Source organism: Thalassobaculum sp. (genome assembly GCF_040219615.1).
In the GTDB taxonomy this organism is placed as follows: domain Bacteria; phylum Pseudomonadota; class Alphaproteobacteria; order Thalassobaculales; family Thalassobaculaceae; genus Thalassobaculum_A.
Window position 1 is genome coordinate 105,013 of record NZ_JAVJSE010000037.1, and the last position, 13,032, is coordinate 118,044.

General features: G+C 69.0%; 8 protein-coding genes and 1 pseudogene. All 9 read right to left on the minus strand.

Annotation, left to right across the window (positions count from 1 at the left end; translation table 11 throughout):
* Window positions 1-13: 13 nt before the first annotated feature.
* The 9 genes and pseudogenes from RIC31_RS18560 to RIC31_RS18600 all read right to left on the minus strand — a co-directional run bounded on the left by RIC31_RS18560 (window position 14) and on the right by RIC31_RS18600 (window position 12,997).
* Window positions 14-1,504, minus strand: coding sequence for an aq_1923 C-terminal domain (locus tag RIC31_RS18560; protein WP_350111195.1), 1,491 nt, complete (start codon window positions 1,502-1,504; stop codon window positions 14-16).
* A 75-nt stretch (window positions 1,505-1,579) separates the two neighbouring features.
* On the minus strand, window positions 1,580-3,208 hold the full coding sequence (locus RIC31_RS18565) for a glycosyltransferase family 4 protein (protein ID WP_350111198.1): 1,629 nt from the start codon (window positions 3,206-3,208) through the stop codon (window positions 1,580-1,582).
* Between the two features lie 193 nt (window positions 3,209-3,401).
* On the minus strand, window positions 3,402-7,112 hold the full coding sequence (locus tag RIC31_RS18570) for an NACHT and WD repeat domain-containing protein (protein WP_350111201.1): 3,711 nt from the start codon (window positions 7,110-7,112) through the stop codon (window positions 3,402-3,404).
* Between the two features lie 9 nt (window positions 7,113-7,121).
* Window positions 7,122-8,507: a toll/interleukin-1 receptor domain-containing protein gene (locus tag RIC31_RS18575; RefSeq protein WP_350111205.1), complete on the minus strand. Its 1,386-nt coding sequence runs from the start codon at window positions 8,505-8,507 to the stop codon at window positions 7,122-7,124.
* Window positions 8,508-8,630: 123 nt separating this feature from the next.
* Window positions 8,631-9,791: pseudogene (gene modC, locus RIC31_RS18580) on the minus strand (molybdenum ABC transporter ATP-binding protein); the annotation flags it as partial.
* Window positions 9,792-9,933: 142 nt separating this feature from the next.
* The gene (gene modB, locus RIC31_RS18585; protein WP_350111211.1) at window positions 9,934-10,617 is read right to left on the minus strand and encodes a molybdate ABC transporter permease subunit; all 684 of its coding nucleotides are present in this window, start codon (window positions 10,615-10,617) and stop codon (window positions 9,934-9,936) included.
* Between the two features lie 15 nt (window positions 10,618-10,632).
* A complete protein-coding gene (gene modA / locus RIC31_RS18590) occupies window positions 10,633-11,409 on the minus strand; it encodes a molybdate ABC transporter substrate-binding protein (protein WP_350111214.1) in 777 nt (258 codons plus the stop codon).
* 129 nt (window positions 11,410-11,538) lie between these two features.
* Complete coding sequence (locus RIC31_RS18595) at window positions 11,539-12,189, minus strand: MSMEG_1061 family FMN-dependent PPOX-type flavoprotein (protein WP_350111217.1); 651 nt, start codon at window positions 12,187-12,189, stop codon at window positions 11,539-11,541.
* Between the two features lie 235 nt (window positions 12,190-12,424).
* Entirely contained in the window at window positions 12,425-12,997 is a 573-nt protein-coding gene (locus RIC31_RS18600) for a PAS domain-containing protein (protein ID WP_350111220.1), read from the minus strand.
* Window positions 12,998-13,032 lie beyond the last annotated feature (35 nt).

Genomic DNA, 13,032 nt, shown 5'->3' on the forward strand with positions numbered 1-13,032 from the left:
CGGGTCGCGACGGTCAGCGCCGGACCACGGCGAGGCCGTAACGGGCGGCCAGTTCGCCCAGGTCCCGGACCTTGACCGGCTGCTCGCGGACGTCGCCGACCGGAATCGGCTTGGTCATGCCGATCGCCAGCGTGCCGCCCAGGTGGACGAACTCCTGCACCACCGCCAGCCAGCGCAGCAGGCGCGGGTCGGCGCTCGGGCTCATGTCCTTCAGGAACACGCCGATCTGCTCGGCGACGGCGCCACGCAACCGCCCGGCCGGGACGGTCCTGTCGGCGGCGAACGCCAGCACCGCCCGGTCGATTCCGCCGGAATCGGTCAGCGACAGCGAGATGCCGTTGATCTGCAGCGCGGCCAGCCGGGGATCGCCCTTCTTCGCGTCCCGCCACTCGCCGATCGACAGGTCGGGCAGGCCGGACAGGTCGACCTGCAGGTTGAACGACCCGAAGTCCTCCACCGACATCTCCTGCCGGTAGCCGACGAAGCCGGCGTCGACGTCGTAGGCGATGTCGCCGGTCCACTGCATCGGCACCTCGCCGTCGGGCGGGAACAGCGCCTGCAGCAGCGGCGCGAACCGGTTCGGGATGTCCTTGGCCTGGCTCCGCATGCCGTCGCTGCCGAACGACAGGACGCCGGCGCGTCCGGGCCGCGTGCTCTTGGTCCGGAACCACATCCGGTCGACGCTAGACGTGCCGGTCAGCGAGGACTCGGCCCGGAACCCCTCGATCTCGAACCGGCCGATGCCGACGCCGGCGAGCGCGGCGAACGGCCGGGCCGTATCGGGATCGTCGCTCATGTCATAGACGGCGGGCGCGATCGTCAGGTCGTCGGCGCGAAGCTCCGCCATCGAGGTCGTCACCAACTCGCCGTCCGGCCCGGTCGCGGATTGCCAGGCGCCGTCGATCTCCAGATGCTGGATGCGCCCGGTATCGGCGCCGACCGCGAGCAAGCGGTCGAAGCGGATATCGAGCGGCCCATCGTCCGAGACGAAGACGCCCTTCAGGTCCCGGATTTCCATCCGTTCGACGGTCAGCCGGCGCGACCACGGGAAGCGGTTCGTGGGGCCAGTTTGGACGACGTATCTCTCCAGTTGCTGGCCGATCGCGCCGAGATCCGGCTGCGCGATGTCGATGCGCCCGACCGTGTAGGCATGGGGTCCGCCGACCGTGACGTCGCCGATCGACAGGGCCACGGCCGTCAGCGACCCGTCGGCCCCGGTCGTCGGCTCCTCTACGGTCATGACGCCGATCCTGAGCCGCTCGAGCCCCTGCTGGTCGGTGCCGCGCAGGTCGCGGACGGTGACGTCGCCGCCGAACAGGCTGGTCGACATCGCGCCCCAGGACAGCCGGTACCCGGCCACCGCCAGCGACATCGAGGTCCGGTTGAGCCAGTCCTGCACCCGGTCCGCGCTCGGACCGGCCAGCGCCGGGGCGAACGGCACCAGCCCGACGGTCGCGGCGAGCAGCCCCGCGAGGATGGCGCACCGGACGCGGTGGACGGTCATGCGATGCTCCTGCGGATCGCTTCGACAGCTTTAGATTGATCCGACTATATCATGCGAGTGTGCGGCGTGGAGCGCTCAGACCGGCACGATCCGCAGAATTCCGGCGTGCGCGAGCCAGAATGCCGCCCGCAGTCCGGCCCGCATTTCACGCATCTGGCCCTGCGGCGGGTCGAGCTGCACCAGCAGGCTGCCCTGGTCCGCCAGCCGCTCCAGCAGGGCCCGCGCGTCGCCAGGCAGCCGCGGGTCGACCACGGCCTTCGGCAACGCCGCGACCCGGGCCAGCTCGGCCATCGCGTCCAGCCCTTCGACCGGCTCGATGCGCAGCCCGCGGCCGCCGCCCGGGGTGGCGAAGCCGGCGAACGCCTCGAACGGGTCGGGCGCGACGCTCGCGACCCGGCCGGTCGGCGATCCGGCGGCTGCCCGCCGCTCCGCCAGTTCGCCCCACAGCGCCTCGTAGGCCCGGATCACCCGGGGCCAGGCATAGGTGGCGTGCGCCCGCGCCCGCCCGGCCTCGCCGATCCGGCGGCGCAGGGCCGGATCGTCGGCCAGCCGTGCGATCGCCTCGGCGGCGGCCTCGGTGTCGACCGCCACGGTCTCGCAGGTCAGCGCGTGGAACACCGAGTCGTCGTCGATCCCGAGCAGCCGGCGCCAGGCCAGCTCCGACCCGGCGCCCGCCGGCGGCAGCGCGGTCGGCACCCGGAAGCCGGTGACGTCGTCGATCACCGTGTCGCGGTAGCCGTCCCAGTCGCTGACCACGCAGGGCAGGCCGGCGGCCATCGCCTCGATCGGGGTCAGGCCGAAGCTCTCCTGCAGGTTGTCGGCCAGCGACAGGAACACGTCGCAGCCGGCCAGCGCCGCCCGCTTGACCTCGGGCGGCCGGGCGTCGAGCGCGATCACCCGCACCGTCGGGGCCAGCGCCGCCGCCGTCGCCTCGAAGGCCCGCCGGGTGTCGTCGTCGTGGTACCAGCCGGCCAGCACCGCCACGATCGGCCGGTCGGTGCGTGCCGCCGCCCGGCCCAGCGCCCGGAACATCGGCAGCGGATGGGCCTTGGCATGGGCCGACAGCCGGCCCAGGTAGAGCACCGCCACCGCGTCCTCCAGCAGGCCGTGCTCCGCGCGGAACGCCGCCCGGTCGCCGTGCTGCAGTGCCGGCATGTCGACGCCGAGCGGGATCACCGGCAACTGCAGGGGGATGTCCATCGCGCCGCCGCCGGTGCGTTCCGCCAGGTGCTCGGCATGCCGTTCCAGCACCCCGGTGACCAGATCCCGGATCGAGCGCGAGGCGCAGATCAGGGCGTCCCAGGGCCGGGTCGGGGCCACCAGCAGCTCGCGCACCGCGTCGAGCGCGCGAGCGGTCGACATGGTGTGGGTGACCCCGGTCAGCGAGTAGGCGGCGTCGCCGACGGTGCGCCGGCGCCAGGCGAACGGGGCGAGCACCGGTCCCGGCACGAACAGCGCGCCGGGGGTGCCGAGCCGGCGGGTCTCCAGCCGGTGCACCAGCTCGACGCTCCGGTCGGTCGGGAACCGGGCGCGGAACCCCTCGGCGGTGGTGCTCTCGTCGGTCGGATGCAGCCAGACCGGGCCGGGTCCGGCGTGGTCGAGCCAGGCGCGCAGGAACCCGGCGCTGGCGGTCGCCAGCCCGGTCATGCGCTCCTTGCCGGCGTCGAAGCCGCGGCTGTCGTACAGGATGGCGGCGCGGCTCACGGTGCCGGCGTCCGGGCATTCGCGACCTTCAGAAATGGCCGGAGGGCCATCGTCGACACTGTCAATCCAATCAATCCGACGGCTCCCCCGGTGTGGTCGGGGCACGTCACCGGTCTGCCCGACGCGAGTTGCGTGTAGCCTGCAACGGACTGTCCGGCAAGGGGGAGCGCCGAAGTTGCGCAAAGCCTCTCCTCTAAGGCTTAAGATGGATGCGCTCGAGCTTCTGCAGGGTCTCGACGTCCGATGGTGAAAGGAGGCGGTCCGCGATCTCCGGTGTCACGCCGATCGGCACGCGAGTGTCGATCAGCGACAGCATAGCTTCGGGCGTGTTGGCGATCGGGTAGACGAGAACCATGTCGGACGTTACCGACGACCGTTCGGTTCTCTGCACGGCTCCGATCGCGACGAGCTCACCGGTATCGGAAACCGAGACCCGGTACGGCAAGATTTCTCTGGGTGTCTCTAACGTCAGCAGTTCGACCGCCTCCGGGACGGAGTAGACGCCGACACGACCGGTGGAGTGCAAGGCAACGAACGATCGGCCATCGCCGCTGAGCGAGGCGGCACAGATCCGGACGAGATTCTTGGGCAGGACGCTGGCCAGCGCGTTCAAGGCCGAAGCGATGGACGGCTCTTCCAGCCCGGCGGGCGGTGTGCAATTGGCAAGGGAAGGATCCGCCGTAGGCTGCAATAGTGCCTCCGACCAGGAGCCGGCGTCCCACTTCCCACTGGGGTGAATAGGCCGGACGCTGAAGTGCCGTTGCCGAACGATCTTCCGGATGAAGTCGTTGGTGGTGCTCACGACGATCGAATCGTCGGACTCGACCGGGGCGGGGCTACCGACATGCTCGTCCTTGCGGATCGAGAGGTCTTCCTTTGGTTCGAGCGCGGCGCCGCGGTCGCCCGACCGCGACACCGTGAACAACCGCAGCATGCCGTCTGCGCCACCAACAATCAGGGTGCCGCCGGCGGCGCCCCAGCGGGCGTCGTAGACCTTGCCGGTCAGGTCCGTCGAAGCCACCACTTCCAGGGTGTCCGCGCGCCGCAGGGTCAGTCGGGACGCGCCCTCGGTGGTGGCGAGCCACTCCCCGTTCGGCGCAAACCGGACCACCGAGACGCCTCGTCGGCCCGGCCTGGGGACGTCCTGCTCCGAACTCCTGGTATCCCCGTCCGCAGACAGCTTCCCGTCATCGAACCTGAATGCCAGCAGCGCGCCCCCGGACGTTCCGGCCACGAGCCGACGGCCGGCGCCGTCGAAGTCCACGCCGAGGACCCTCAACTCGTCGTCTTCGCGGGGCCGGGCGGTCTCCATCCGCGGCGGGATGAAGCCCGAAGAATTCCCGGTCAGCACATTCAGAACCCGAAGGCCCGGTTGCGTGGCGTCGGCCGCGACGATCCAGTCTCCCGACGGATGCACGGCCAGTTCCATCCCGACCTCGTAGTTCGCCTTGCCTTCGTTGGGGAACCGCCGGACCAGGACGCCGTCCTCGCTGACGACGTCGACTTCCCCGGATTTCCGCAGGACCGCGAGAGTGCGACCGTCGGGCAGGTACTCGACATCCGCGACGTCGCCGTCGCTGCTGGTCTCCGACAGATCGATCCGTCCGAGGACGGCGAGGTCGGCCGCGTCCAGGACGACCACTTCTGGCTGGCTGAAGAGACCGGCGGCGATCCGGCGTTGGTCCGGCGACTGCGCCAGCCGGAACACGGACGAACCGACGTCGGCTATCGCGACTTCCCGCAACGTCTTGAGCGAGTTGTAACCGGCCGCGATCAACCGCACGTCCGGATCGACGGCCTGGGACAGGACCAAACGAAGCGCACGCCGCAGAAACATGAGGGCGCCGACATCGTCGTTCTGCGACTGCAGACGTTGCGCAATAGCGGTCAGCGAGGTGACCCCGAGTTGCTTCGATTCCGCTTCTGCGACCCTGGTCTGCTCCTCGGCGGTGGTTCGGGCTTCGATCTGAGCTAGCAGTTCTTCGGCCTTGTTCTCGAGTTGGAGGTTGAGCGTCCTGATCTTCTCCAGAGCGGCCTGAGCGACTCGTGTCTGTTCCTCCGCGATCACCCTCTGGCGCTCGGTTTCCGCAAGAGCCAGTCGGACGGCTTCTCGCTCTTCGACGAGTTGACCGTTCAATCGCGTCAGTTCGGCATTCTGGTACTGGAGCGAGATGACGACGGTTATTGCTAGCGCGGCGGCGCTGGCGGTACCCAGCAGGGCATGGCGAAGATATCGCTCCCATCTCGCCTTTCGCTGCGCAGCCGTCAGGAACGCCGAAGTGAGTTGATCGATCTGCTCGATGTTGCCGCCCAGCCGGCGGGTCATGTCCGAGGTCAGGTACCGAAGTCCCCAGCGGGCGCCGTGGCCGTTCACGGAGGCCGTCTCGACGTAGCTGATCAGCTTCGGGCCGCCCGGGAGGGTGAAATTGTCGTAGCGCCAGCCGAGTGCGTCGCCGACCATCAGAGAGTACTGGCGGCCGTCACGCGCCTCGTCCTGCAGCCAGCCGCGGATGGTGCTGGTTCCGCTTATCTGGGGCCATTGGCGGATCAGGCTCTCGTGCGTGATGTCGACCACGATGTCGGGCTGCAGTGGCTTCGGAGCCGGGGGCATCAGGAAAAATGCTGGTGGTGCGCGGAACGCCTCGATGACGCGGATCAGCCGGACATAGCCCTCCAGCCACGAGAGATCCTCGTCACCCAGGCCATGGTCCGCCGCGAACCGCCGCAAGCCGACCGGTCCGACGGCCTTGCCCGTGGCGGCGCCGAATTCGGCGAGTCCGGCAAACAGCCGGCACACCCCCTCGCGTTCAGCCTGCCGGCTGTCGTTTGGAGACGCGCCGACTTGCTCGCGGAGCACGTCGGCACCGTCCACGTACAGCAACCGGTCGCTGGCGCCGCCCTGCAGACCGAGCGCAGCGCAGATCGCCCGGACCCGTTGCGGCCGGCGGATGCCGCGCTCCTGCTTGTCGAGCTCGGTCAATGCCTTGAACAGATGTTCCGCCGTCCGCTGTTCGGCGGTCCCCAGGCTCTCGAAGATGTCGTTTGCATGTCGGGAGATCGCCTTCTTCAGGGTCCCGATCTTGCGGTAGTGGGCGAGGTCGATCTTCTCGTCGTCGCCGGCGGCGAACCACAGGCGCATCAGGCCGTGCTGCATGACAGGCAACTGGTCCTGGGCGTCGTCCGCGTCGTTCAGGATCGTCTGTACCAGCGACCACTCGATTTCCCGGCCCGACTTCCGCGCCGGCTCGATGATCGCTGCCGTCCGCTGAAAGCGGTTCAGCGTCGGCACCAGATATTGCCCGTCATTGATCTGCTCGGTCAGGCCCGGATAGCGCGCGCAGTCGGCCAGGAAGTCGAGCCGCATGGTGATCAGGATGCTGACCCGGACACCGTGCTGGGTGGCCGTGCGCAACAGCATCCGAATGAACTTCAGTGAGGTATCCACGTTGTCCTGGTCGAAGCGGATCAACTCCTCGAACTGGTCGACCACGATCAGGACGCGCTCGTCCGTCTCGAGGCCCAGTTCCGTGACCGCTTCGCCGAGTCCCTCGGAGCTCAGTTGGAGCAGACTGGTCAGGCGGGCCAGGGCCACCGGTTCGCCCAGACCGTCGTCTCCGACTTCGCGCAGCAGGTCGCGGGCCAGATTGCCGTACGGGTCAGCTTGCGGCCGAAAGACCAGACACCGCCAACGTCGTTCCGTGCTCCTTCGCAAGGTAGGGATGAGCCCGGCCCGGACCAACGACGACTTTCCGCTGCCGGACGCACCGACCACCGCCGTGAACGCCTTGTCGCGGACGCGGCGCTGCAGGTCGAGGATGTGCTCTCCGCGACCAAAGAAATAGTCGGCATCGCTTTCGTCGAATGGGCGAAGGCCGGGATAGGGAATGTCGGCGGACAGGCGCATCGCGGTCCCCTATCCCTCGAGCGCGTCGAGCGCGCCGTCGATTGTCTGATCGTCGGGAGCATGGAGCTCCAGGTTGAAGGCGAGGCTCGGAAAGTGGAAGGCAGCTTGCTCGAAGCGATCCGGAGCCAGCCGGAACAGGCCGATCTTTCGCTCGGGCTGTCTTGAGAGGGCGGTCATCAGAAGCGAGACTTCCGAAGACGGGCTCGTTCCCCAGCACAGCACGATCGGCTCGCCCCGCTCGGCCAGGACGCCGAGGTCGCCCGGGCTGCCTTCCACCGGCTCGATCGCGACGCCTCGGCTCGCAAGGCGCTTCGCGATCGTCGTTACGGCGATCGAGTCTGTACCCGGGAGCTTGGCCAGGATGACCCCCGATGGGGATGGCGCAATACCCGCAGCCGCCACGGAGGCAGTCCGGTTTGCGTCGAGCGGTTGGAAACGACGCTCGATCTCGTCGAGCAGGATCTGCACGAACGGCTCGAATTCCCGAGCGATGACCTCGTCGCCAGGACCGACGATGAACTGCATTCCGCTGCTGTTGCCCGGTGGCATCCAGATGAACCGGCGGAAGTCCGGTCGACTGTGATAACGGGTGGCCGTCTCCGCGAGCTGGATCCGGTCGGCCGTGTCGTTGCCACCCTTGGGCACGAACGGGCGTTCGTCGATCAGGTGAACGGCGAATTCGGCGTTCGCGACGGCCGACTGGGCGGCGCTCCGGAGCCCGGGACCGTCCGGCGGCATGTCCTCCGGCGTCACGACCTCAAAGCCGAGGCTCTTAAGCTCCCGGCGAAGCTGCGCGACCTTTGCCTTCAGGGGGCCTGTCGCAATCTGCAGATAGGCTCGAGCGCGGTACGTCGGAGTTACGGCGGGTTGATTTCCCGGTGGCGTGTCGACGATCTTCCGAATCTGTTCGACGACCTGGCGCAAGCGGCCCCAGTAGCGTTGATCGATAGCCAGCCCGATGTCCTCGAAGCCGACGACAAACGGAACGATATCATTGTTCAATTCATCAATGTCATAGAGTGGTATGAAGTGGTTCTCTCGAATTTTTTCCGGAATTCGAAATTTGTCAAATGGGGTCAATGCAACTATAATCACCTTATCATTGTGTTTTCTGGTTAAAAAGAAAATAACTTCGTTGTTACAGTAATCGCTCTCGTGATTGCTCTTGGACATCAACGATATCAGCCCATCGGAGTCGATGATTCCGGCGTCGATCTGGTCGTCGATGTTGCCTGCCGTCATGCGCCGAGCGTCACGCCAGACTTTGACACGGCGCCCGAGTCCGGCTTTGCGAAGCTCTATTCCGAGGAACATGTCGAAGAGCGACACGTGGCCGTTCTTCCCAGGCGGCGCAAGATTGTCGTCGTGCGCGTAGCTGAGAAACAGTTCCTGCATGACCTCGGTCCCCCCGAACCGGCGTATTACGCCAGTATAGGTTGGATTTTGGCAGAAAGACAAACAGCCTTGCTGTGCGCTTTGCCGTCAGGACGCAGTGATCGGCAATGGCCGATCGAGGCCCTACCCCTCGCGCGGCGCCCGGGTGATCAGGTTGCGGCGCTCGAAGGTGATCGACTTGATCAGGGCGTAGACCGGCTTGCCGATCGCCAGGCCGAGTTCGGCGACCGAAGCGCGGGTGACGCGCGAGCGGATGCGCGCGCCGCCGATGTCGACCAGGGTCTCGGCGAAGGCGGTGTCGGGTTCCTCGACGATCTCGGCGACGGTGCCGGACAGGATGTTGCGGATGCTGATGCCGGTCGGCCGCACGGTCGCCAGCGACACGTCGCGGGCCCGGATCCGCAGGCGGAGCTCGCCGCCGACCGGGGTGTCGGTCATCGGCATCACCAGTTCCTGGCCGTTGTGGTCCAGATGGGTCAGCTGGAAGCCCTGCTCGTGCCGGGTGACCCGCACGGTCAGCACCACGCCGGCCTCGAACCGGCCCATCGCCGGGTGCAGGTCGAGCCGCTCCAGGATCGAGGTCACCGGGCCCTCGGTCACGACCCGGCCGCGGGCCAGCACCACGATGCGGTCGGCCAGCCGGGCGACCTCCGAGATGTCGTGACTGACATAGAGGATCGGGATCGCCAGGCTGTCGTGCAGGGTCTCGAGATAGGGCAGGATCTCGTCCTTGGTCGCGCGGTCGAGGGCCGACAGCGGCTCGTCCATCAGCAGCAGCCGCGGCCGCGACAGCAGCGCCCGGCCGATCGCCACGCGCTGGCGCTCGCCGCCGGACAGCGCCGCCGGCGCCCGGTCCAGCAACGGGGCGATCCCGAGCAGCTCGACCACCTGGTCGAAGTCGAGGCTCGGGCCGGAGCCGTCATGCGCCGCCCGCCGGGCCCCGTAGGTCAGGTTGCCGCGCACCGCCAGGTGCTCGAACAGGCTGGCCTCCTGGAACACGTAGCCGACCGGCCGCCGGTATGGTTTCAGGAACACCCCGCGGGCACTGTCCTGCCAGGTCTCGTCGGCCAGGGTCAGGCGGCCGGACAGGTGCTGCAGGCCGGCCAGGCAGCGCAGGACCGTGGTCTTGCCGCAGCCCGATGGGCCGAACAGCGCGGTGATGCCGCGCATCGGCACCCGGAAGGCGACGTCGAGCGCGAAGCCCCCCAGCCGGCCGGCGAAGGCGGCGTCGATGGCGGCGCCGGTATCGACGTCGCGCGGGTTCATGAGCGCCCGTCGCGCGGTGGGTTCCGGCTCGGCCGCGCTGCGGCGCGTCCGTCCGGAATGACGGACAGAATGGAAGGGTCTTCCGGACCTCTTCCACCCCTTTCGTCATTCCGGACGCGCGAAGCGCGAGCCGGAACCCAGCCGTTGCTTCGACATCCCCTCATGGCCGCGCCCGCCCGACGCGCTTCTCCAGCAGCATCGTCGCCAGGATGACCGCGAACGCGAACACCAGCATGCCGCCCGCCAGGATGTGCGCCTGGGTCCATTGCAGGGTCTCGACGTAGTCGTAGATCGCCACCGACAGCACCTTGGTCTCGCCCGGGATGTTGCCGCCGATCATCAGCACCACGCCGAACTCGCCGACGGTGTGGGCGAAGCCGAGGACCGCGCCGGTCACGAAGCCGGGCCGGGCCATCGGCACGGCGACGCTCCAGAAGGTGTCCCAGGGCGAGGCGCGCAGGGTCGCGGCGACCTCCAGCGGCCGGTCGCCGATCGCCTGGAACGCGTTGCGGATCGGCTGCACCACGAACGGCATCGAGTACAGCACCGAGCCGATCACCAGCCCCTCGAAGGTGAAGGCCAGCGACCGCCCGCCGAACAGCCCGGCGATCCAGCCGCCCGGCCCGCTCGGCCCCAGCGCCACCAGCAGGTAGAAGCCCAGGACCGTCGGCGGCAACACCAGGGGCAGGGCGACGACCGCGGCCACCGCCTCCTTCCAGCGCGCCGAAGACCGGGCCAGCCACCACGCGATCGGCGTGCCGACCGCCAGCAGCACGACGGTCGTGACGCTCGCCAGCTCGAGGGTCAGCCGGATCGGAGGCCAGATTTCCGCGAAGTCGGGCATCGCACCGTCACCCAGTCAGTCGCCGGCACCGTAGCCGTATTTCCGATTCACCGCGCGGGCTTCCGGTCCCTGCAGGAACACCATGAAGTCGACCGCCGCCGGGTTGCCGGCCCCGGGCCTCAGCAGCACGGCGTCCTGGGCGATCGGCCGGTACAGCTCGAACGGCACGATCCAGCGCGATCCGCGATCGTGCCCGACGACCTGGGACAGCGCGACGAGGCCGAGTTCGGCGTTGCCGGTCGCCACGAACTGGTAGGCCTGGGCGATGTTGTTGCCCTGCACGAGCCGCTCGCGCAGCGTCTCGTGGACTCCCAGCGCCTGCAGAACCTCCACGGCCGCGGCCCCGTAGGGCGCGGTCGCCGGGTTGGCGATCGCCAACCGCGCGAACCTGCCGTCCCGCAGCGTGGCCTCGCCGGTCACCAGGGCCCTGTCGGGGCTGAACAGCACGATCCGGCCGGTTGCGTAGGTGACCTGCGAGCCCGGGACGGCGAGGCCCGCCTCGACCGCCATGCGCGGCCGCACCGGGTCGGCCGCCAGGAACACCTCGAACGGCGCCGCGTGGCTGATCTGGGCGTATAGCTGGCCGGTCGAGCCGAAGCTGAGGATCGCCCGGTGGCCCGATGCGGCCTCGAACCGCCCGGCGATCTCCTTCGCCGCCTCGGTGAAGTTGGCGGCGACCGCGACATGCACCTCGCCGGCACGGGCTGCCAACGGAGCGAGACCGGCGAGCGCCGCCAGCGCGATCGCGGCGACGCAGGTCCGGCGGCGCAGGGCGACGAGTCGGCGGACCATCCCGGAACTCCCTGAAGCGTTATGCATGATCGAAGATAGCGATACATAGCTGCCGGCGCCGCGCAGCCGCAATCGCTATTTTCCGCCGTGCATAACGCCCCCGCGCCAGGCGCGCTCCGGGCGCGGCGTTCAGTACAGCTCGAGCACCCCTTCGTCGGCGGCCTTGCGCTCCATCTCGTCGGCCGACAGGCCCATGCGGGCATGTGCCGCCATGGCGTCGCCGAAGCTCGTCAGGTCGTCGACCGCGGGCCAATGCGCGGGATCCCACAGCCGGGCCCGGATCATGCATTTCGGGCAGTGGATGTAGACCTGTCGGACCCGCACGATGGTGACCAGTTCGGGTGTCCGCCGGTTGACCGCCATGCTTTCCCGCAGCGCCCGGTCGCGCACCAGCCGCGCCTCGCCCGAGACCCTCAGGGTATCGGGCCGGCCGGGAACCATGAACAGCAGCCCGACCCGCGGGTCCTGCAGGATGTTCCGGAACGAGTCGAGGCGGCGGTTGCCGGGGCGGTCGGGGATCGCCAGCCGGTGCCGGTCGAGGACCCGGACGAAGCCGCCGGGGTCTCCCTTCGGCGAGATCGTGCAGGCCCCGTCGGCCCCGGTGCTGGCCAGCAGCATGAACGGCGAGCGGGCGATGAAAGCCGCCGCGATGTCGTCGACATGGTCCAGGACCTTGCTGACCGCCGGCGCGAACGGTTCGCCGATTGCCGCACGAACCTCGTCGATCGAGGTCACCACGTTCTCCAGGTCGGCGGTCCAATCGTCGCGGGTTCCGGGCATCTCGCGGCCCTCCCTCTCGTCTCGGGTCCCGCCAGAATACCGCATCTGCCGCCGTCGGCTGCCCGCACAAGTGACAGGGTGCCGTCGGCAGGGCCCGCGTAGGTTGCCGGAGGCCCGGCGCCCGGCGGGGGCCGAGATCAGGGTCGTCCCGGGGCGGCCGGTCGCCGGCAGCGACCGACGTCGTCCGGCGCCTCGCACTCCGGCGGGATCACCTCGGCGAGCCCACGCCTGAAACTCAATCCGGATAGGCCGTGCCGCGCGGCGACGGGACCGCGACCGAGCCGAAGTAGAGCACCCCCATCGTCAGTTCCGCCGCCGCGCCGTCGCGCGACACCGGGCAGTGAACGCTGTCGTAGGTGCGCCAGGTCTTGTCGGTGGCCCAGACCACGTGGCCCGACCGGAACACGGGACGGCCGTCGACGATCGGCCGGCGGAACGCGTCGAGCACCCTGTCGCGGGCGTCGTCGCCCGCCCCGTAGTCGCATTCGGAGACCAGCTTTCCGCTGTAGTCGCGGTCCAGGAACTCGGTGATCGCGGTGCCGATCATCCGGTAGCGGAAGTCGCGGCCGCCGTCGACGGCCTCCATGATGAGCACGTGGCCGAACCACGGCACGAGCTCCTCGACCCGGAAATCGTCGCGCAGCGGCAGCGGCCGGTTGCCGCGCCTGGTCTCCCACAGCTCGCCGAAGCCGCGGACCAGCGCGTGACGGCTGTGCGGGACGATGTCGCTCGTCTGCGGCTCAGAGGCCAGGAAGGGCTGGGCGATTGCGGGTCTCCGATCGGGTCCATGCGGTCGTCCGGAGATCATGCCGGCATCCGGTTAACCCCGGGTTACCGGGAGCC